This window comes from Agrobacterium sp. MA01 (assembly GCF_009650195.1).
GTDB lineage: Bacteria > Pseudomonadota > Alphaproteobacteria > Rhizobiales > Rhizobiaceae > Allorhizobium.
The window spans coordinates 3,983,746-4,004,452 of the sequence record NZ_CP045854.1; the positions used below are offsets into that span (position 1 = coordinate 3,983,746).

A 20,707-nucleotide genomic window follows, 5' to 3' on the forward strand; every position below is an offset into this window, starting at 1 on the left:
TCAGGCAGGCTCCTGGATGGATTGCAGCAATGTTTCGCGCGCCGATTTCAGGTGCTGCCGGCAGGCCTTCTGGATCGCCGCCGGATCGCGGGAAAAGAGCGCGCTGATGTAGTCGAGATGCTCTTCCAGCGCTCGCTGGTTGCGCGCCCGCGCATTCGTCTTGTTCCACTGGTAGTGGTAGTGGAAGACGATCGCGATGATATCGTAGAAATCGATGATGAAGCGGTTACTCGAGGCCTTCTGGACGAGCAGGTGGAACCGCTCGTCCAGCTCCGAAAACTCCATGTAGCGGTTGTCGATATCGGCCAACAACGCATGATGCTGTGCCTCGACGGCCTTCAGCTCAGCCCAGGCCGGATGATCTGCCGCCAGATGGACGAAGGCGGCCGCAGAGCGCAGTTCGAACATCTCGCGGACTTCGGTGAGTTCGAGCGCAAACTCACGGGTAAAGCCCTTCAGCACCCAATGGCTGTTCGGCCGTTTCTCGATCAGCCCGAACCGGCTGAAGCGGATAAGGAATTCCCGCACGCTGGTCGTTCCAATGCCGATCTCGCGGGCCAGTTCCAGCTCGTTGATCTGCATGCCCGGCTGTGCGCCCCCTGCCAGGATCCGGCGCATGAAGCTTCGCTCGATGATCTCCGACAACGAGTTCGTCTCCTCGTCGGGGAAATAGTCGTTCTCGACCGGCCGTCGCAACACCGTCTTCGACCGCTTGTCCCAGGCCACCAGCCCGACCTCGCCGAGACGCGTCAGAACGGCCCGCACTGTGGTCCGGCTGACGCTTAACAGACCGCCGAGTTCCGGCTCCGAGGGAAGCGTATCCGTTTCCTCGATCAGCTTCAGCGTGCGGTTGTAAGCATCCTTGAAGACGGTGTTCTGCTTGGCCATGGATCTGCCTGGTTGATGTGTTATCTGGCGCTTCGGTCTTTTGCCTCTTGGCGCAAGATGCGAACCCGCGCAATGAAAACCACCGATTGCGGCGGCCTTCCTCTCCTTCGACAAGGGTTTGTGTTCCTCCCGCTCCGAGCTGGAGCAAATTGTTCTTTATCGATATCATACCCATTGACGAGAAACTGTCTATTGCCGATAAAAGACAAAACACAGGATCCGGTATCGCCGGACGCATGGGAGAAACATCGGGTGTCGAAACCAGCCTGTATCCTGCTATCGCAGGACGACAATGTTGCCGTGACCACTGTTGCAATCGAAGCCGGGCATGTCCTGCCGGGCGGCGCGCCGGCAGCGGCGAAAATTGATCCTGGCCACAAGGTGGCGGTCCGTGCCATCCACAAAGGCGAGCCTGTCGTCAAATATGCCCAGGCGATCGGCCGCGCTACCACGGACATTGCAGCCGGCGACCACGTCCATTCCCACAATCTTGCCTTCGATGAAGATCGCCTCTCGGTCAGCGGCCTCGCCCAGCCCGAAACGGCGACGGCTGCCGACAAGGGCCGCACCTTCATGGGCTATCGCCGCGCCGACGGACGCTCTGCCACCCGCAACTATATCGGCATCATCGCCAGCGTGAACTGTTCCACCACCGTCTGTCGGGCGATCGCGGATGCCGCGAACCGCACTATCCTGCCGCATTACGAGGGCATCGACGGCTTCGTGCCGATCGTCCATGATCAGGGCTGCGGCATGAGCTCGACCGGCGACGGCATGCGCACGTTGCACAGAACGATAGCCGGCTACACAAGACACGTGAATTTTGGCGGCGTGCTGATGGTCGGTCTCGGCTGCGAGGTCAATCAGCTCACCCTGTACGGCCAGAGCGGCGCCGGCGCCTCCAAGCGTCACTTCAACATCCAGGATGCCGGCGGCTCGCGTCGCGCGGTCGAAAACGCCCTTTCGATTCTCAAGGAAATCGCAGCCGAAGTCGGCACGATGCGCCGCGAACCGATCTCCGTCAGCGAAATCATCGTCGGCCTGCAATGCGGCGGCTCGGATGGCCTTTCGGGCATTACCGCAAATCCGGCACTCGGCGTCGCTGTCGACATTCTGGCCGGCGCCGGCGGCACGGCGATCCTCTCCGAAACCTCGGAGATTTATGGCGCCGAACATCTGCTGCGCAGCCGCGCCGTGAACGAAGAGGTCGCAGTCAAGCTCGACGGGCTGATCTCCTGGTGGGAGGCTTATGTCGCCCAGCACGGCGCCTCCCTCGACAACAATCCCTCGCCCGGCAACAAGAAGGGCGGCCTCACCACCATTCTCGAAAAGTCGCTCGGTGCGGTCGCCAAGGGCGGACGCTCGCCGCTGACCGCCGTTTACAATTACGCGGAACGCGTCACCGAGCACGGCCTCGTTTTCATGGACACGCCCGGCTACGACCCGGTCTCCGCAACGGGACAGGTTGCAGGCGGCGCCAATGTGATTGCCTTCACCACCGGCCGCGGCTCCTGCTTCGGCTCGCGTCCCGTGCCCTCCATCAAGCTGACGAGCAACACCGCGCTCTACAAGTCGATGGAAGAGGACATGGACATCGATTGCGGCGTCATTGCCACGGGTGATGCCAGCGTCTCCGGGCTTGGCCGCGACATCTTCGACCTGATCATCGAGACCGCCTCGGGCCAGAAGACCAAGAGCGAGCTCTTCGGCTACGGCGACAACGAATTCGTGCCTTGGCACCTCGGTGCCACGCTCTGACCTCGACAACTGGGAACCGGATATCAGCATGAAGACGAGACGCATCGGCAAGACCGCCCTCGAAGTGACCGAATACTCCTTCGGCACGGCCCCGCTTGGTGGCCTCTACCGCCCCTGCCCGCGTGATGTCGGCATCGCCACGCTGCAGGCGGCCTGGGATCACGGCATCCGCTATTTCGATACGGCGCCGCATTACGGCTTTGGCCAGGCCGAGCGTTATGTCGGCGACTTCCTGCGCGACAAGCCGGAAGACAGCTATGTGCTCTCGACCAAGGTTGGACGTCTGCTGGCACCAGTACCAAAGGACCAGATCCCGAATGTCGGCTTCGTCGATCCGCTCCCCTTCAAGCTGGTCTACGACTACAGCTATGACGGCATCATGCGTTCGGTCGATTTCAGCTATGCCCGCCTCGGCCTCAACCGCATCGACATTCTCTATGTCCACGATATCGGCGTTTACACACATGGCCGCGAGGCCAACGATCGCTATGTGAAGCAGCTCCGTGATGGCGGTTACAAGGCGCTCGACGAACTCAAATCCTCTGGCGCCATCAAGGCCTTCGGTCTCGGCGTCAACGAGGTACCCGCCTGCCTGGAGATGATGGCGGACATCGATATCGACGTCATCCTGATGGCCGGGCGCTATTCGCTGCTCGATCGCTCCGCCGTCGAGGAACTGCTGCCGCTCTGCGAAAAGCGTGGCACCTCGATCACCGCCGGCGGCGTGTTCAATTCGGGCATTCTGGCGACAGGAGCCGTTCCGGGCGCGCATTTCGACTACACCCCCGCGACGGATGAGGTACTTGGCAAGGTGCGCGCGATGGAAGACCTGGCGAAACAGGCCGGCAAGCCGCTCGCCCAGTTTGCAATGCAGTTCCCGCTGCACCATTCGGCCGTTGCCTCTGTCATCATCGGCACGGCAAAGCCGGAAAGCCTTCATCGCAACATGGCGCTGACATCAGAGGAACTGCCGGCTTCCGCCTTTGCTCCCTTTGAAGCGCATACGCTGGTCGCACCGCCGCTCGGCGACGCGCCGGTGCGGGAATAGGGAGCGCACTATGCTGAAGGGCATCCATCCTCTGCTGGGACCTGACCTGCTGCACGCCATTGCGACTATGGGTCATGGCGACGAGATCGTCATCGCCGATGGCAATTTCCCGGCCTCGACCATGGGTCCACCGGTGATCCGGGCAGACGGCGTCGGTGCCGTCGAGATCCTCGAAGCGATCCTCGCCCATATGCCGCTCGATCAGTTCGTGGACGATTCGGCCTGGCGCATGCAGGTCGTCGGCGATCCGCATGCGGTTCCGGAAATCTGCGCCGAATTCCAGTCGGTGATCACGAGACTGGCCGGCGACGTCCAGCTGGAAAGCCTTGAGCGCTTCGCCTTCTATCAGCGCGCACAGACAGCAGCGTACATCGTCGCGACGACGGAATTGCGGATCTACGGCAACGTCATCCTGAAGAAGGGTGTCGTCTATCCGGAAGAGGTTCATCGGGTCTGAGGAGACCCCGGAAGCCCTGGATTTCAAGGCAAAATCGAGTTTGGAGGAGCTCATTTTTGCCCGCTTGCATTCTCCAGAATGCTGGAGTAGCGTGCTCGATAAAATGTTTTTTATCGATAAAAGATCGATCTGGTTGCGTTCTGCGGATCGATCTCACCGGAGGAACAGGACGCGTTGAGAGGAGAACCCAAATGACCATTCTGAAGAGCATGACTCGCCGCGCCCTGATGGGGATTGCAGGCGCTGCAATGATGACCTCAATGATGCCGGCCGCTTCCTTTGCACAGGACGTGACCATTCCGATCATCGTCAAGGACACCACGTCCTTCTACTGGCAGATCGTGCTCGCCGGCGCCCGTCAGGCCGGCAAGGACCTCGGCGTCAACGTGCCTGAACTCGGCGCTCAGTCGGAATCCGACATCAACGGTCAGATTAGCATCCTGGAAAACGCAGTCGCTGGAAGCCCGGCCGCAGTCGTCATCTCGCCGACCGAGTTCAAGGCCCTCGGCAAGCCGATCGATGAAGCCGCCAAGGCGGTTCCGATCATCGGCATCGACTCTGGTGCGGATTCCCAGGCCTTCACATCGTTCTTGACCACCGACAACGTCCAGGGTGGCCGCATTGCAGCTGACGGCCTGGCAGCCGCCATCAAGGCCGCGACCGGCAAGGAAGAAGGCGAAGTCGCCATCATCACCAGTCTGCCGGGCGTCGGTTCGCTCGACCAGCGCCGTGAAGGCTTCCTCGACCAGATGAAGACCAAGTATCCGGGCATCACCGTGGTGGTTGACCGGTTTGCTGATGGTCAGGCCACGACCGGCCTCAACATGATGACCGACCTGATCACCGCCAACCCGAACATCGTTGGCGTCTTCGCCTCGAACCTGATCATGGCGCAGGGCGTCGGTCAGGCGATCGCCGAAAACAAGCTCGGCGACAAGATCAAGGTCATCGGCTTCGACTCGGATGAAAAGACCGTCGGCTTCCTCAAGGAAGGCGTGCTCGCCGGCCTCGTCGTCCAGGATCCCTATCGCATGGGCTATGACGGCGTGAAGACGGCACTCGCCGTCTCCAAGGGCGAGAAGGTCGAAACCTTCGTCGATACCGGTGCCAACCTCGTGACCCAGGCCAATATGGCCGACCCGAAGATCGACGCCCTTCTGAACCCGAAGGTCAACTGATCAAGACTTCGGCACGCGCGGCGCTCGTCGCGCGTGCCGAACCGGAAACGGCAGACGCGGGAGGCGTCGGCCGCTTCCACTGATTTACGGGAGGAATGATATGACTTCGCTGCACGATGTGAGCCACCGGCACGATGACGCGCCGGAACTGCTTGAGACCGATCGCATCCCGCCGGGAACGCCGATCCTCGAGCTCATCGGCCTGCAGAAGAAGTATGGCGCCGTCGAGGCCCTGAAGCCCGCGACCATCACCTTCCTCGCTGGAGAAATTCACGCCATCGTCGGCGAAAACGGTGCCGGCAAATCCACGCTCATCAAGCTTCTGACCGGTGTCATTCCACGCACTTCGGGCGAAATACGTTGGTGCGGCAAGCCGGTTGCGCTCGCGACCCCCAACGAGGCGATCCAGCGCGGCATCAATGCCGTGCACCAGGAAGTCGTTCTCTGCTCGCATCTCTCAGTCGCAGCCAACATGTTCCTCGGCGACGAGATGTCATCAGGTGGAATCATGCGCCAGCGCGCCATGACGCAGGCTGCGCAAAACGTCCTCGACGACCTCGGTTTCAATCTTCCCGCCGGCGAGATCCTCGGCAACCTGACGATCGGTCAACAGCAGCTGATCGCCACCGCCAAAGCAGCGATGCGCGGTATCCGTTTCATAATCTTCGACGAACCGACCGCCTATCTGACACGTCAGGAATCCGCCCAGCTCTTCCGCCTCATCCGCCGCCTGCAGTCGGAAGGCGTCACCATCGTCTATATCAGCCACCGCATGGAAGAGGTCTTCGAACTCGCCGACCGCGTCTCTGTCCTGCGCGACGGCACCCATGTCGGCACCCGCCTGATCGGCGAGACCAACGACGCCGAACTTATCTCACTGATGATCAACCGTTCGATCGAGCAGATCTACCACAAGGAAAAGCTGCCGATCGGCGCGACCATCCTTGAGGCGAAGGGCCTTTCCGGACCGGGTTTCTCGGATGTCTCGCTCTCGGTCCGCTCGGGCGAAATCGTCGGCCTCTATGGCCTGATCGGTGCCGGTCGGAGCGAATTTGCGCTGGGTCTCTATGGCCGTCACAAACTGACGGCAGGCGAAGTCTTCTGGGACGGCAAGAAAGTCGTCATCGACACCGAGCGCAAGGCCATGGACCTAGGCATTGCGCTCGCCCCCGAAAGCCGCCGCGATCAGGGCCTTTGCCTCAATCTGCCGATCGGCCTCAACATCAACCTGCCGGTCTTTGGCCGCCTGAGCCGTGGCCTCACCATCAGCCCAAAGCTGGAAGCCGGAAACGCCGACAAGCAGATCAACGATCTGAAGATCAAGACGCCGACCCGTGCCGTGCTGGCCTCTGCCATGTCCGGCGGTAACCAGCAGAAGATCGTAATCGGCAAGTGGCTGAGCCATGGCGCGCGCCTCTTCATCTTTGATGAGCCGACCGTCGGCGTCGACGTCGGCACCAAGGCGGAGATCTATCGCCTCTTCGCAGAACTCCTGAAGCAGGGTGCAGGCATCATCCTGATCTCGTCCTATCTGCCGGAGGTCTACGAACTGGCCGACCGACTGCATGTCTTCCGTCAGGGGAAACTGGTGGCGAGCCATGACTATCGAACCGCATCGCATGAAGACGTGCTGACCGAGGCGATCGGCGTCTGAGACGAGATCCCCGAAAACACCGATATGAAAAGACGACTGGGAGGACAAAGATGAGCACCGACACCACCGAGACCAAGGTCGCACCGAAGAGGGGCATGAGCATCCTCTTCAGCCTCACGCTGCTCGGCCTCCTGCTCTTCCTGTGGCTGCTCCTTGGCTTTGCCACCAACAGCTTCTGGACGCCGAACAACATCAGCAACCTGCTGCGTCAGGGCTCGATGACGGCAATCCTCGCCGTCGGTCAGACCTTCGTCATCATCACCGCCGGCATCGATCTCTCGGTCGGCGCAGTCGTCGGTTTTGCCAGCGTCATCCTCGCCTGGCTGCTGGCCGCCGGCCTGCCGGTCTGGCTGGCGATCATCCTCACCCTCCTGATGGGTGTGGCGATCGGAAGCTTCCACGCCTTCGGCATCGTACGCATGGGTCTTCCCGCCTTCATCATCACGCTCGCAACCCTCACCTCGCTGCGCGGTATTGGCTTGTTGATCACCAATGGTTCGACCATCTCGATCTCGAACGAGGCGTTCACCAACTTCGCCCGTGCCGACTTCCTCGGGGTACCGAGCCTGTTCTGGATGGTCATCGTGGTCGCCGTGCCGGCCTATATCTTCCTGCACCTGAGCCGCTGGGGCCGCTATCTTTTCGCGGTCGGCTCCAACAGCGAGGCGGCCCGCCTCTCAGGCGTCAACGTGAACCGCACGATCTACATGGCCTATATCCTGTCTTCAACCTGTGCGGCATTCGTCGGCATCCTGCTTGCCTCGCGCATCGGGATCGGCAACGCCACCCAGGCGGAAGGCTGGGAACTGCAGGCAATCGCCTCCTCGGTCATCGGCGGCACCAGCCTCTTCGGCGCCGTCGGCTCAGTCCAGGGCCCGCTGCTCGGCGCCTTCATTCTGGCGACAATCAACAACGGCGCCAACCTGATGAACGTGAACTCCTTCTGGCAGCGCATCATCACCGGCGCCCTGATCATCCTGATCGTCTATTTCGACCAGCTGCGCCGCCGCGGCAGCCGCTGAGAATTTCCCAAGGTGGGGGTGCCGCGAATGGCATCCCCTTTTTTTCGTCAAACCTTGCCGGGCAGCCAAGAGGAACAAGCATGAAGGCCGCATTATGTGTCGAACCGGGCCGTCTCGAAATCGTCGATCACGATCCGGCGCCACGTCCTAAAGCAGGCGAAGCCCGCATTGCCATCAGCCATGTCGGCATCTGCGGGACCGACTACCACATCTTTGAAGGCAAGCACCCGTTCCTCGAATATCCTCGCGTCATGGGCCACGAGATCTCGGCAACCGTCGTGGAGGCTGGAGAGGGGGTCGATCTGCCGGCCGGCACGAAGGTCATCGTCAATCCCTACATCGCCTGCGGCACCTGCATCGCCTGCCGCAAGGACAAGCCCAATTGCTGCAACAACATTCGCGTGCTCGGTGTGCACACAGATGGCGCAATGTGCGAGGAGATCACGGTACCCTCGGGCAACCTTTATCCCGCTGACGACCTTTCCCCGGAAGCGGCGGCCACCGTCGAATTTCTGGCCATCGGCGCGCATGCCGTGCGTCGCTCCATGGCTCCCGCAGGCTCAAAAGCACTGGTTATCGGCGCCGGTCCCATCGGCCTCGGCACGGCGATCTTCGCACGTATCGCTGGCCACGAGGTAACCCTCCTCGATACCAGCCAGGAACGCCTGAGGATGGCAGCCGATCGCCTCGGCTTCACATCAGGGCTGATCGCCGATGACAGCCTCGAGTCTGCGGTCGCGGAATTGACCGGGGGAGACGGCTTCGATGTGGTCTTCGATGCCACCGGCTATCGCCCCTCGATGGAACGAGCATTCCGCTTTGTCGCCCACGGCGGAAGCCTGGTGCTGGTCAGCGTGGTGAAGGAGGACATCACCTTCTCCGACCCCGAATTCCACAAGCGCGAGATGATGCTGATCGGCAGCCGCAACGCGACCCGCGTCGATTTTGATCATGTCCGCAAATCGATCGCGGATGGTCTCGTGCCGATCGACCAGCTGATCACGCATCGCACGACGCTTGCAGATCTCGCCTCGGATCTGCCGCGCTGGGCGCGGGAGAAATCCGGCCTGATCAAGGCGCTGATCCAGATTGGCTGAAATCCGGATATGAAGAAGCCCGCGGTTCTGACGCGGGCTTTTCATTTGAGTGTTCCTGATCTCAGGCCTTCTGCAAGAAGGCCGCGATCGCATCGACCTCGCCTTGCGATACCTCATGCCCGCCCTGATGCAGGAAGGTCTCGACAGACACCCCTTGCGCCTCGAAGTAGGAGACCAGACGCTCGGTGAGCGGCAGCGGGCAGATCGGGTCGCGCTGTCCGGCCGTGACCAGCGCGGAGACGGACCCAAGCCCTGGCTGCGCCGGCGGGTCGAACGGGATCAGCGGATGCATGAGGATGACCCGGTCGAAGAGATCAGGCGCCTCGAACAGGACCGAAGCCAGAATGTTGGCACCATTCGAGTAACCGAGCCCGTAGACCGGGCGATCCGGGTTCTTCTCCTTGTGAGCGCGGATGAAGGCCGCCATCTTAGCCGTCCTCTCTGCGAGATCGGCCATGTCATAGACACCCTCGCCGGTGCGCTTGAAGAAGCGGGCTGCCCCGTATTCCGAAACATCTCCGCGGGGCGAGACGATTCCCGCCTCGGGCAAAACCTGTCCCACAAGACCCGGAAACTGATGTTCGTCTCCACCGGTCCCATGGAAGGTGAAGACCAGCGGCGCAGCACCCTGGGGTGCCTGATGGTGATGTATATAGCTGTCGATTACCATGATGCTTTCCTCCGCATCGGGAACGACGCCTGGTGCCAGGCATCGCCCCGCTGTGCGTTCAGTCCTGGATCGGGGTCAGATGGGCTTCGATCTGCGAACGATACTGCTGGTAGCGGGTCGGCAGCTTCAGCGCCTCACCGAGATGTGCGGTATCTTCGTCACGGTTGAAGCCAGGTTCGTTCGTGGCAATTTCGAACAGCACACCACCCGGTGTGCGGAAATAGATCGCCCAGAAGTAATCGCGGTCGATGACCGGCGTGACCTGATATCCCGTGTCGAGCAGCGCCTTGCGCACCTCGAGCTGGGCGGCGCGGTCTTCGACGGCGAAGGCAACATGGTGAACCGATCCGGCGCCCTGCTGGGCATGCGATGCACCCGGCAGCACTTCGAGATCGATATAGTCGGCCCCATTACCGCCGGGGACTGCGTAGCGCACGAAGTCACCTTGGCTGTCGACCGGCTGATAGCCCATGAACTTCAGGAGTTCACCCGTGGCCCCTTCGTCGCGCAGCCGCATGGTCACGCCCCGGAAGCCATGAATGCCTTCCGAGACCGCAACCGGGCCGGCAAACGGCACGCGGCTGTCGCCATCGACTTCGGCAAGAGCAAAGCCATCGCCATCGGGACCGGCAAAGCGCAGACGATTTTCACCGAACAGCGAATAGGAACCGAGCTGCTTCACGCCTTCCTTCGACAGGCGCTCCTGCCAGAAGCCGAGCGTGCCCTTCGGCACGGAGAAGACGGTCTCCGACACTTCGCCGGCACCGCGACCACCTTTGCCCATATTGGCAAACGGAAAATAGGTCATGACCGATCCGGCATTGCCGACTTCGTCGCCGTAGTAGAGGTGATAGACATCCGGCGCGTCGAAGTTGACGGTCTTCTTGACCCGGCGAAGGCCAAGCGTCTTGGTGAAAAAGTCGTTGTTTTCCTGGGCATCCGCAGCCATGGAGGTAACGTGATGCAGGCCTTTGATCTGGGTAAGCATGGCTCTGATCCTTTCCCGGCACTCGCGCCGGCCTTGTTCTGTTGAACGGAATATGGGCCATGGCTTTTCTGATGTGAACAGTTGTAATATTGTGGATATTATTTCACTGGGAGCAATAATCAGATGGGCGAGCTCGAAGCGATCAGAACGTTCCTGACGGTTGCCAGCCAGAGCAGCTTCAGCGCCGCAGCCCGCCTGCTCGGCATGACGCCCGCCTCGGTCACGCGCACGATCTCTAGCTTGGAGGAACAGCTCGGCGTCCAGCTTTTGCTGCGCACCACGCGCAAGGTATCGCTGACCTCGGCGGGTGCCGCCTATGCCGCGCGTGTCGCACCGCTGGTCCAGGGCCTCGCCCGCGCCACGGAGGAAACCCGGGATCTGCAGAAAGTGACCGCCGGTTCGCTTCGCGTCTCGGCCCCGATGTCGCTCGGCATGAAAGTCCTGCCGACGGTCCTGTCACAGTTTGCAATCATTCATCCACGCACCAGCGTCGCGATCGAACTCTCGGACCGCTTCATCGACATCGTTGAGGAGAACTACGACCTCGCGATCCGCATTTCCGGGCCGCCGACCGACAAGTCGACGATCTGGCGCAAGATCCGCCCCGTGCCCCGGCTGCTGGTCGCCGCGCCCTCCTTCATCGCCCGCCATGGCATGCCCATTATGCCCGAGGACCTGAGCGGGCTAGAATGCCTGAGCTATCACGATCAGCTGAAGACGGAGACCTGGGTCCTCAGCCGGCCAGGGCAGACGAGAACGATCGAAGCCAAGGGCCGTTTCTCGATCAACAACGGAGACTTCCTCTGCCGGCTCGCTGTCGCAGGCGAGGGCATCGCGCTGTTGCCACGTTTCATTATTGAGGAGGACTTGCGTGCCGACCGGCTGGTCGAGGTGCTCCCCGAATGGAGCACACCGGAAATATGGCTGACGCTCTACTATCCGCCTTACGAACAGCTGCCGCTGAGGGTCGCGACCTTCTCGGACTTCTTCGAGGCCTTCATCAAGGAAAGCTGGGACGCTGGACGGACCAGCTGACCAAGGTCAGCGGTCGCGCCCGAGAAATTCGCCGATTTCCTGAGCGATGCGGTCCGTCGCGATCGGAACGTCGACCTTCTTCACCTTCTCGAAGAGCGGCTCGGGGATGGCAGCCTTGCGGGCCTCCGCCAGCCCCTCGAAGAAGCGCGGCGAAAACTCCGGATGCGGCTGATAGGAGAGACCCCAATCGCCGTAGCGGATGACGGCGTTCTCGCAGGTGTCGGTCTTGCCGACGACTTCGGCTCCCTCGGGTACCTTGATGACCTGGTCCTGATGCCAGGCAAGCAGCACCTGCTCTTCGCCCGTATCGGACCGCTTGTAGGTCACCGGACCGGCAGACCAGCCCCCCTTGAACTTCTCGACATGCCCACCGAGTGCCTTGGCCATCACCTGATGTCCAAAACAGATCCCGACCATGGGCACCTTGGCCGCATGCACCTGGCGAATGAAGTCCTCAAGCTTGCGGATCCAGTCATGGTCCTCGTAGACGCCGAACTTGGAGCCGGTCAGCAGCCATCCGTCGACCTCGGTCGGACTTTGCGGGAACTCGCCGTCAACGACGAAGTAGCGCTTGAACGAGAAGTCGAAATCGCCCAGCAGCGCGGCGAACATATCGGCGTAATTGCCGTACTCGGTCGCGAGTTCGGCGGGTGAGTGACCCGTAACGAGAATGCCGATGGTCTTGGCGGTCATGTGGGCTTCCTGAAACATGCGAAAAGAACGGCCTTTGGGCCTTGCACTCCGTCCATCTATACCAAATGCTAGTTTGATCAAATTTCAAGAGGGTGCACGGCTATTCGGCGCGCCCTGTCCACGATAGCAGCGAAAAGGCGGGATCTGGATCTGAACCATGGCATTTGAAGAAGGCAAGGCAGAGAAATCGTTGAAGCAGCGGGTCTACCGGACCTTGCGCAGCCGTGTGATGTCAGGCGCGGTCGCTCCAGGCCTGCCGATCACCATCAACGGTGTGGCCGAAGATCTGGCCGTCAGTGCCATGCCGGTGCGCGAAGCGCTTCATCGTCTCGTGGCCGACGGAGCCCTGGAATATCTCGACAATCGCCGCGTGCGCGTGCCGGAAATGACGCTTTCCAAATTCGAGGAGATCATTGCCGCCCGTATCGCGCTCGAGACACTTGCGGCAACCAGGGCCTTGCCCCATATCGACGCCGAACGGCTAGAACGTCTGCAGATAATCGATACCGCGATCGACGACGCCTATGCGGCGAACGATCTGCTGCGCTCGACGGAACTCAACTTCCTTTTCCATCGCACGCTTTACGAGCCCGGAGCGAGTGGTGTCATTCTCGATCTGACGGAGTCCGTCTGGTTACGTCTCGGCCCGTTCATGCGCCTGGCCACGGCCAAGCTGGAAGAAAGCTACCGAATTGACCGGCATGCCGAGGCACTGGACGCGATCCGCGCAAGGGATCCTGATGCGCTTTCGGCCGCAATCGAAGCAGACATACAGGATGGGGTCGGCCACCTCGGGCGGCACTTCCTAAGCGAAGCAACTGTCGCCGCCCGATGACCTGTCGCGCTTGATGCACCGGGACGAGCGTCAGCCCCGATTGCGGAATGCCAAACGCATCTGCTTTTCGATTTCCACCAGAGCGAAGAACACGGCCCCGATCCCGACGATCAGCAACCCGTCCTGCAGGGGAACGCTCTGCGTCCCGAACAGGGATTGCATGAAGGGCAGATAAGTGACGGCGAACTGGGCAACCGATACGGAGATCACGCAGATCCAGACGACCTTCGTCCCGCGCACGGCCTGCCAGGTGAGCGATGTTCCGTAGATATTGCGGATGAAGAAGACGTGGAAGATTTCCATGACGACCAGGGTGTTCATCGCCATCGTGCGTGCGAGCTCAATCGGATAACCCCTGTCCAGGGCGTAGAAGAAAATTCCGAAAACCGCAGCGGCAAAGAGCACGGAAACGAGCAGAACATGCCAGATGAGGTCGCCGGTCAAAAGCGGCTCGTCCCGCCGGCGCGGTGGTCGCCGCATGGTACCCTCTTCCGATGGCTCGAAGGCAAGCGCCAATCCGAGCGTAGTCGCCGTGACCAGATTGATCCAAAGGATCTGGACGGCCGTGACCGGGAGCGCCAGGCCGGCAAAGAGCGCGACGATGATAGTTCCCGCTTCGCCAGCATTCGTCGGCAGGGTCCAACTGATCACTTTCTTGATGTTGTCGTAGACGGTGCGCCCCTCACGAACGGCGGCGGCAATGGAGGCGAAGTTGTCGTCCGCCAGAACCAGCTCGGCGGCTTCCTTCGCCGCTTCGCTGCCCTTCACGCCCATCGCGATCCCTGCATCGGCCCGCTTGAGGGCCGGCGCATCGTTGACACCGTCACCGGTCATCGCGACCGTCAAGCCCTGGGACTGGAGCGCGGTGACCAGCCGCAACTTGTGAGCCGGCGAGGTTCGAGCAAAGATATCGGTCTCGGCGGCGGCAAGCGATAGCGTGACATCGTCCATGCGGTCGAGATCCGCTCCGGTCAGCACCCGATCGGTGTTCTTCAACCCGATCATTCCGGCGATCGCCCGGGCAGTCGCAGCATGGTCGCCAGTGATCATCTTCACCCGGATGCCCGCCTGATGGCAGTCGGCCACAGCGACAATCGCTTCCGGGCGCGGCGGATCGATCAGGCCCACCAGGCCGATCAGCGTCAGCGTGCCGGGAAGCTCGGCCTGGACAAGATGCGCCCCGCCGCTTGGTGGAGCGCCGACGGCAACAGCGAGCACGCGCTGCCCTTCAGCGGCAAGAACCTCGACCATCTGTTCCCAGTATGGCGCGTCGAGCGCTGCCGACGAGCCATCCGGCATGCGCTGGGTGGCGCAAAGCTCGAAAACGGCCTCTGGCGCACCCTTTACATGGACATGCCTGTTGTTCTCGTCATCGACGTGAAGAACGGCCATGTAGCGATGCGCGGCATCGAAGGGGATGGCATCGATCCGTCGCCAACCTGCGGTGAAGGGATCACTGCCGCCACCGGTGATCTTGCCCGCAAGCGCCATCAAGGCCCCTTCCATGGGGTCGCCTTCCACGCGCCAGGCGCCATCAGCCGAATGCAGCACGGCGTCATTGCAGAGCCCGGCGGCACGCGCGAATTCGGAGAGAACGGCGTGGTCTTGCGGATCGACATCGGCGTCGTTCCAGCGGACGGAACCTTCCGGTGCGTAGCCTTCTCCATCAACTGCATAGACATGGCGCGCAGCCACGAGGCTTGCCACGACCATTTCATTGCGCGTCAGCGTACCAGTCTTGTCCGTGCAGATCACGGACACCGAACCCAGTGTCTCGATCGCCGGCAGCCGTCGGACGATCGCATGGCGACCAGCCATCGCCTGGACACCGACGGCAAGTGTGATCGTCATGACCGCCGGGAGACCTTCGGGGATCGCTGCGACGGCAAGACCGACAATGGTCATGAACAGTTCATCGAAAGGAAGATGCCTGACAACCAGCCCGTAGGCGAGCAGCATGCCCGATATGATGAGGATGAAGAGGGTAAGCCAGCGCGCAAAGACATCCATCTGCCGAACGAGCGGCGTCGAGAGAGACTCGACGGCCTCCAGCATCCCGCTGATCTTGCCGATCTCCGTTGCCATGCCAGTCGCGACCACGACACCCTTGCCCGTCCCCGTGGCAACCAGCGTTCCGCTGAACAGCATCGAACTGCGATCACCCAGAACGGAATCGGCCGAGACGGCTTCGCCGGTCTTGTCGACAGGCACCGATTCACCCGTCAGGGCCGCCTCCTCGACCTTCAGGCTTCGCGCTTCCAGCAGTCGCAGATCCGCGGGAACGCGATCGCCGGCCTCGACCAGCACGATGTCTCCCGGCACGAGATCGGCGGCATCGACCGAAGTCCGGCGGCCGTCACGAAGCACCGCGGCATGCGGCGCCAGCATGACCCTGATCGCATTCATCGCATCTTCGGCACGACCTTCCTGCAGATAACCGACGACGGCATTGCCGAAGACGACCGCGAGGATGACGCCCGTATCGATCCAGTGCTGCATGAAACCTGTGACCGCTGCGGAAGCCAGCAGGACATAAATCAGGACATTGTGGAACTGCGACAGAAAGCGGACGACGGGGCTGCGCTTTGGCGCTGCAGGCAGACGATTGGCACCATGGACCTCCAGCCTTCGCTTGGCCTCCTCTGCCCCGAGCCCCGCGACATCCGTATCCATCGCCTGGAGCACCACCTGCGGCGGCAGGGCATGCGGCATAAAATCTGCGGTTCTGTCGTTCATCCCAGTCCTCTGCGCATTTCGATTCTCGAACAGGCCCGCTGAAGAATGGCCTCGGCAGCCCTTGCGGGTACTGCATCTGCTGACGTGCGGGAGAATGTCGTCATGATAGGCCTCTCGCCTTGATCTATGACAATTCTGGACGATGCCGGCCTCGGCTTCGCGCCTCGGACGCCTGCCGGCGACAACCAACCGGGAGGTGTGGAAGCACAGGCTCAGGCAAGCCTTGCGGCTTAAAAGCAGGTGGTCCTGCGCGATGTCCTCAGACCCGCCAGACAAGACTTTGTGCCGGAAGGTGTTGAAAAGGTTGAGACGCATTGCCTCGATCGGCTGCATGCCAACCGGTGGAACACATTTGAGCACATTCGTTTCAGAACAAGAGGCCGATAGCGATGACGTCGATTTCCCTGCTCAGCCCAGCCCAGATCCGGGCGCTCCCCAACTCGACGGTTAGCTCCTGGTCAGACGACGAAATCAGCCAGCTGTCGAGCACGCAGGTAGGCGCCCTGACGTCGTCCCAGATCTCAGCGCTGCAGACGGAAGCCGTCGCAGGCCTGTCGACGTCGCAGTTGAAGGCAATCGCGCCCCGTTCGATCACCGGCCTGACGCTGGACCAGATCACCGCCCTGTCGACTGAAGATGTTTCAAGTCTGGTCGCCTCGCAGATCGCGGCGATGTCGGCAAGCCAGCTCGGCGGGTTGTCTTCCGAGCAGTCCGAAGCCTTGACCCCCGCACAGGTCGCCAGATTGACCGCAACGCAACTGAGCGCTTTCAGCGCGGAAGACCTCGCGACGTTTTCGCCGGAAGACATGGCGGCGATCAACACGGCTGCCTTGCGCGGGCAATCTGCCGAGAGACTGGCCGGGTTCAGCACGACCCAGATCGCGGCCTTGAAACCGAACCAGATCGCAACGCTCACGCCAACCCAGATCGCAGCACTCACGCCCCAACAGGTCGGCGCCTTTTCGAACCAGCAGATGGCGGCCCTGAGTGCAACCCAGGTTGCAGCACTGACATCCGACCAGCTTGGCGCGCTCTCCGCGACGCAAGTCGCGGCCATTTCGCCGCGCGCGATGACTGGCCTCTCGACCACGCAGATTGCAGGTCTTGGCAATGAAAAGGTCGGTGCGTTGACCACGGCGCAGATGGCAACGCTGACCTCGAAGCAACTGCCCGCGTTTAGTACCGAACAGGTGGCCAATTTTTCGACAAGCCAGATTGCAGCGATCAATCCACGCGCCATGTCGGGTCTTTCGGTAGACCAGATCGCGGCTTTGTCGCCGGATCAGATGGCGAGCCTCACCGGCGCTCAGATTGCCGCTCTCACCCGCACCCAGATGTCAGCCTTCAGCGAAGAGCAGCTGGCTGCACTCACCGCAACCCAGATCAGGGCGCTCAGCGCGACACAGATCGCAGCCATGCCGCCAGCGACCGTCGCGGGCTTTACCGCAACACAGATCGCAGCACTCACACCAAAGGCCGTCGCTGGCCTGAATGCCGAGCAACTCGGCGCGATGAGTGTCGATCAGCTCAAGGGGCTCAGCACCTCTCAGATCGCGGCCATGACCGCAACCCAGATCGGAAGCCTGTCGAGCGACAAGGTCGCTGGTCTTTCGGCTGCCCAGATCGGTGCGTTGAGTTCGTCTGCCGTCACGGGCCTTACGCCTTCGCAGATCTCCGCCCTGACCCCTAGTCAGATTGGGGCAATGTCGAGCTCGCAGATCACGGCACTGAAGACCACGCAGGTCGCAGCCTTCACGGCAGACCAGATCGCGGGCCTCACGCCAACGCAGATCCGCGGCCTGACAGGTCCACAGCTCGCTGCGATGCCCGAGAACGTCATCACGGGCTTTTCGGACGAACAGATCGCAGCCTTGAGCACGCGCGCCATCGCCGGTCTGACGGCCGAGCAGATTGGCGGGCTGTCGATGGATCAGCTGGACGCATTGAGCACCAGCCAGATCGGCGCGATGAATGCCACTCAGATCGCAGCATTGCCGCAAGAGGCCATTGAGGCGATGAGCCCGGCGAAGATCGCAGCCATTAGCGCAAAGGCGATCACCGGTCTGACATCGGAGAATCTGGCCTCGCTCGCACCGGCCCAGATCGCCGCCTTGACTGTCACCCAGATCAGAGGCCTCAAGGCCGACCAGGTCTCCGGCCTGACGGCGTTCCAGACCGAATCGATGACCAACAGTCAGATCACCGCCTTGACGGCGGCGCAGCTGTCGGCACTGTCGGTCGACGCTGTGAAGGTCTGGTCACCATCGCAGCTCGCTGCGGTCTCACCGACCTCGATCAGCGGATTGACGACCGATCACATCACCGCGCTGAACGACAGCCAGATCGATGGTCTCACCGCAGCACAGATTTCACGGATGAGCGGGCCGCAGATCGGCGCCCTGTCCAAGGAGCAGCTTGCAGCCTTCCTTCCGACCGAAATTGCGTCGATCTCCGCCAGCGCCATCTCATCGATTTCCGCGGACAAGATTGACGGTTTGAGCCTCGAGCAGATCGCAAGGCTGACCACGGCTCAGATTTCCGCCATGAAAAGCGAGCAACTGGTCGCCTTCACGCCCACGCAGCTTGCATCATTGACTTCCACCCAGCTGCAGGCCGTGACCTCCGCGCAAATCGCGGCCCTTTCACCGAGCAACATCGCATCGCTTTCACGCGAGCAGATTGCCAGCCTCTCCGCGCGCAGCATCGCGTCTCTGAGCAACGAACAGATCGCGGCCATGTCCGCCGATCAGATCGATGCCATGACGGCGACCCAAATCTCGGGCCTCACGGCAAGTCAGCTTGGCGCGATGCGCAAGGCAGACATCCTCGCCTTCCTGCCGGCAGAAATCGCAGCCATCAACACGACTGCGTTGAGCAGCCTCGATGCAGAGACCATCGCGGCCCTCAGCATTGACCAGATTGCCGCCATGACCCCGGCACAACTGGGCGCCCTGAGCACGGACCAGGTCGCAGCCCTGACGCCAACCCAGCTTGACGCCATGAGTGCAAAACAGCTGGCAGGCTTCGGCGCAACGCAGGCGACGGCGTTGACGACGGCGGCCTTGGGCGCCCTGACGCCGGATCAGATCGCAGGCCTCAGCACGGCCGCGATTACCGCGCTCTCGACGACCCAGATCGCGGCCCTGTCGACAATCCAGATCGAAGCCCTGACCACCGCACAGATAGGTGCCCTGACGGCCACACAAGTGGCCGCCCTGACGCCGACCCAGCTGAGCAACCTGCCGGCCACGAAACTGGCCGCGATCAGTGCAACCGGCATTGCCGGGCTGACCACGCAGCAGATCGCCGGTCTGGGAGCGGATCAGATCAGCGCCTTGACGGCAGCACAGATCGGGGGACTGACCCCGGCACAGATCGGCGCGATGACGCCCCAGCAGGTCACGCTCCTGTCCAACACCCAGATCGCAGCATTGAGCGCCACTCAGGTCGCCGCATTGACCAACGACGCCCTGGCCACTCTGACGAGCGAAAAGATCGCGGCACTGACGGTCAAGGCGATCCCTGGCCTGACGGCGACACAGATCGCCTCGATGTCGACCACGCAGATCGAAAGCATGAGCCAGGCCCAGATTGCCGCGCTCACCTCGACGCAGATCGGAGCACTTTCGTCGGCACAGCTGGCGACCTTCTCCAACGCCGAACTCGCCGCGATTGCCCCCACAGCGTTTCCCGGCCTGTCGGCAGCCAACATCGCGGGCCTCAGCCAGGAGCAGATCGGTGTTCTTACCGCCGCTCAGATCGGCGCCTTGACCTTCGACCAATTGAACGCCCTGCGTCCGGATCAGCTTGGCGTCATGACCCCGACACAGATCGGAGCCCTGACGGCGACACAGATCGCCTCGCTTTCGGCAGGAACCATTTCCGGTCTGTCCGCCACCCAGATCGCAGCCATTTCAACCAAGGCCATCGCCGGCTTGAGCACGGCGCAGATCGCAACGCTGACCGCCAGCCAGATCGACGCGATGACTTCGGCGCAGTTCGGTGCCTTGAATGCGACCCAGTTGTCGGCATTCAGTCCGACAGCACTCGAAACACTGACCTCCGCCGACATTGCGGCCCTCTCGCCGAGCGCGGTAGGAGGGCTCTCGCCGACAGTGTTTGCCACCCTGCAGCCAGAGCAGATCGCGTCCCTGACAACGGGTCAGGTGGCGGCGCTGAGCTATCACCAGCTTCGAGCGATGACCCAGGATCAGATCGGTGCCATGACGACGGCACAGATCGGGGCGATGAACGCCGTCCAACTGGCAACACTGGGAACGGACAGGGTCGGCTGGCTGACGACGGACCAGATCTCGGCCATGGATCCCAAGGCGATTGGCGGCCTGAGCGTGGCCCAGGTCAGCGCCCTCACGGCCGCCCAGGCGGAAGCCTTGACGCCAGCACAGGTCGCGGGGCTCAGTTCGGCACAATTGACGGCGATGGGTGCGAACAACCTGCGGACCTTCTCGACCGAGGATCTGGCAGCCATCAGTCAGCAGGCGATCCCCGGGCTGACAGTCAGTCAGATTTCCAACATGACGTCGGCGCAGCTTCAGGCGATCACGACGACACAGTCCAACTACTTGAGCCCGGACCAGATAGCCGCCGTGCTCGCGGCTTACCAGGCGGCTGGATCCTGAAGACCTGG

15 protein-coding genes are annotated in these 20,707 nt (G+C 61.9%); 10 read left to right on the plus strand and 5 right to left on the minus strand.

Annotated elements, in window-relative coordinates:
* Window positions 1–888 (minus strand): GntR family transcriptional regulator, encoded by an 888-nt coding sequence (locus GH983_RS19025; RefSeq protein WP_153763238.1) that lies wholly within the window; start codon window positions 886–888, stop codon window positions 1–3.
* 252 nt (window positions 889–1,140) lie between these two features.
* Between GH983_RS19025 and GH983_RS19030 the strand changes: the two genes are divergently transcribed.
* From GH983_RS19030 to GH983_RS19060, 7 genes are all read left to right on the plus strand, one after another.
* Window positions 1,141–2,646: a UxaA family hydrolase gene (locus tag GH983_RS19030; RefSeq protein WP_153763239.1), complete on the plus strand. Its 1,506-nt coding sequence runs from the start codon at window positions 1,141–1,143 to the stop codon at window positions 2,644–2,646.
* Between the two features lie 28 nt (window positions 2,647–2,674).
* Window positions 2,675–3,694, plus strand: coding sequence for an aldo/keto reductase (locus GH983_RS19035; protein WP_069043997.1), 1,020 nt, complete (start codon window positions 2,675–2,677; stop codon window positions 3,692–3,694).
* A 10-nt stretch (window positions 3,695–3,704) separates the two neighbouring features.
* Complete coding sequence (locus GH983_RS19040; RefSeq protein ID WP_069042828.1) at window positions 3,705–4,151, plus strand: RbsD/FucU family protein; 447 nt, start codon at window positions 3,705–3,707, stop codon at window positions 4,149–4,151.
* Window positions 4,152–4,342: 191 nt separating this feature from the next.
* Entirely contained in the window at window positions 4,343–5,329 is a 987-nt protein-coding gene (locus tag GH983_RS19045; protein WP_054150308.1) for an ABC transporter substrate-binding protein, read from the plus strand.
* Window positions 5,330–5,429: 100 nt separating this feature from the next.
* Window positions 5,430–6,983 carry a sugar ABC transporter ATP-binding protein gene (locus GH983_RS19050; protein WP_069042827.1) on the plus strand — a complete coding sequence of 518 codons (1,554 nt, stop codon included), beginning with the start codon at window positions 5,430–5,432 and terminating at the stop codon, window positions 6,981–6,983.
* 50 nt (window positions 6,984–7,033) lie between these two features.
* Window positions 7,034–8,005: an ABC transporter permease gene (locus GH983_RS19055; RefSeq protein WP_054150306.1), complete on the plus strand. Its 972-nt coding sequence runs from the start codon at window positions 7,034–7,036 to the stop codon at window positions 8,003–8,005.
* A gap of 80 nt (window positions 8,006–8,085) precedes the next feature.
* Window positions 8,086–9,102 (plus strand): zinc-binding alcohol dehydrogenase family protein, encoded by a 1,017-nt coding sequence (locus GH983_RS19060; protein WP_153763240.1) that lies wholly within the window; start codon window positions 8,086–8,088, stop codon window positions 9,100–9,102.
* Between the two features lie 61 nt (window positions 9,103–9,163).
* On the opposite strand, the gene GH983_RS19065 is transcribed toward GH983_RS19060, so the two are convergent.
* Both GH983_RS19065 and GH983_RS19070 read right to left on the minus strand, forming a co-directional pair.
* The gene (locus GH983_RS19065) at window positions 9,164–9,772 is read right to left on the minus strand and encodes an alpha/beta hydrolase (RefSeq protein WP_153763241.1); all 609 of its coding nucleotides are present in this window, start codon (window positions 9,770–9,772) and stop codon (window positions 9,164–9,166) included.
* Between the two features lie 58 nt (window positions 9,773–9,830).
* Entirely contained in the window at window positions 9,831–10,760 is a 930-nt protein-coding gene (locus GH983_RS19070) for a ring-cleaving dioxygenase (RefSeq protein WP_069042824.1), read from the minus strand.
* Between the two features lie 123 nt (window positions 10,761–10,883).
* Here GH983_RS19070 and GH983_RS19075 point away from each other — a divergent pair, with 123 nt between their 5' ends.
* Window positions 10,884–11,795 (plus strand): LysR family transcriptional regulator, encoded by a 912-nt coding sequence (locus tag GH983_RS19075; protein ID WP_153763242.1) that lies wholly within the window; start codon window positions 10,884–10,886, stop codon window positions 11,793–11,795.
* Between the two features lie 6 nt (window positions 11,796–11,801).
* Here the strand turns inward: GH983_RS19075 and GH983_RS19080 are convergent, their stop codons facing one another.
* Window positions 11,802–12,488: a type 1 glutamine amidotransferase gene (locus GH983_RS19080; RefSeq protein ID WP_153763243.1), complete on the minus strand. Its 687-nt coding sequence runs from the start codon at window positions 12,486–12,488 to the stop codon at window positions 11,802–11,804.
* Window positions 12,489–12,645: 157 nt separating this feature from the next.
* Here GH983_RS19080 and GH983_RS19085 point away from each other — a divergent pair, with 157 nt between their 5' ends.
* Window positions 12,646–13,323 (plus strand): GntR family transcriptional regulator, encoded by a 678-nt coding sequence (locus tag GH983_RS19085; protein WP_153763244.1) that lies wholly within the window; start codon window positions 12,646–12,648, stop codon window positions 13,321–13,323.
* A 30-nt stretch (window positions 13,324–13,353) separates the two neighbouring features.
* Here GH983_RS19085 and GH983_RS19090 read toward each other — a convergent pair whose 3' ends face one another.
* Complete coding sequence (locus tag GH983_RS19090; RefSeq protein WP_153763245.1) at window positions 13,354–16,059, minus strand: cation-transporting P-type ATPase; 2,706 nt, start codon at window positions 16,057–16,059, stop codon at window positions 13,354–13,356.
* A 389-nt stretch (window positions 16,060–16,448) separates the two neighbouring features.
* On the opposite strand from GH983_RS19090, the gene GH983_RS19095 reads away from it, so the two are divergent.
* Window positions 16,449–20,699, plus strand: coding sequence for a hypothetical protein (locus GH983_RS19095; protein WP_153763246.1), 4,251 nt, complete (start codon window positions 16,449–16,451; stop codon window positions 20,697–20,699).
* Window positions 20,700–20,707: the final 8 nt, after the last annotated feature.

Excerpts from the sequence above, each read along its gene's own strand:
- GH983_RS19025 (WP_153763238.1), bottom strand. The coding sequence starts at position 888 with ATGGCCAAGCAGAACACCGTCTTCAAGGATGCTTACAACCGCACGCTG.
- GH983_RS19035 (WP_069043997.1), top strand. The coding sequence starts at position 2,675 with ATGAAGACGAGACGCATCGGCAAGACCGCCCTCGAAGTGACCGAATAC.
- GH983_RS19040 (WP_069042828.1), top strand. The coding sequence starts at position 3,705 with ATGCTGAAGGGCATCCATCCTCTGCTGGGACCTGACCTGCTGCACGCC.
- GH983_RS19045 (WP_054150308.1), top strand. The coding sequence starts at position 4,343 with ATGACCATTCTGAAGAGCATGACTCGCCGCGCCCTGATGGGGATTGCA.
- GH983_RS19050 (WP_069042827.1), top strand. The coding sequence starts at position 5,430 with ATGACTTCGCTGCACGATGTGAGCCACCGGCACGATGACGCGCCGGAA.
- GH983_RS19055 (WP_054150306.1), top strand. The coding sequence starts at position 7,034 with ATGAGCACCGACACCACCGAGACCAAGGTCGCACCGAAGAGGGGCATG.
- GH983_RS19060 (WP_153763240.1), top strand. The coding sequence starts at position 8,086 with ATGAAGGCCGCATTATGTGTCGAACCGGGCCGTCTCGAAATCGTCGAT.
- GH983_RS19065 (WP_153763241.1), bottom strand. The coding sequence starts at position 9,772 with ATGGTAATCGACAGCTATATACATCACCATCAGGCACCCCAGGGTGCT.
- GH983_RS19070 (WP_069042824.1), bottom strand. The coding sequence starts at position 10,760 with ATGCTTACCCAGATCAAAGGCCTGCATCACGTTACCTCCATGGCTGCG.
- GH983_RS19075 (WP_153763242.1), top strand. The coding sequence starts at position 10,884 with ATGGGCGAGCTCGAAGCGATCAGAACGTTCCTGACGGTTGCCAGCCAG.
- GH983_RS19080 (WP_153763243.1), bottom strand. The coding sequence starts at position 12,488 with ATGACCGCCAAGACCATCGGCATTCTCGTTACGGGTCACTCACCCGCC.
- GH983_RS19085 (WP_153763244.1), top strand. The coding sequence starts at position 12,646 with ATGGCATTTGAAGAAGGCAAGGCAGAGAAATCGTTGAAGCAGCGGGTC.
- GH983_RS19090 (WP_153763245.1), bottom strand. The coding sequence starts at position 16,059 with ATGAACGACAGAACCGCAGATTTTATGCCGCATGCCCTGCCGCCGCAG.
- GH983_RS19095 (WP_153763246.1), top strand. The coding sequence starts at position 16,449 with ATGACGTCGATTTCCCTGCTCAGCCCAGCCCAGATCCGGGCGCTCCCC.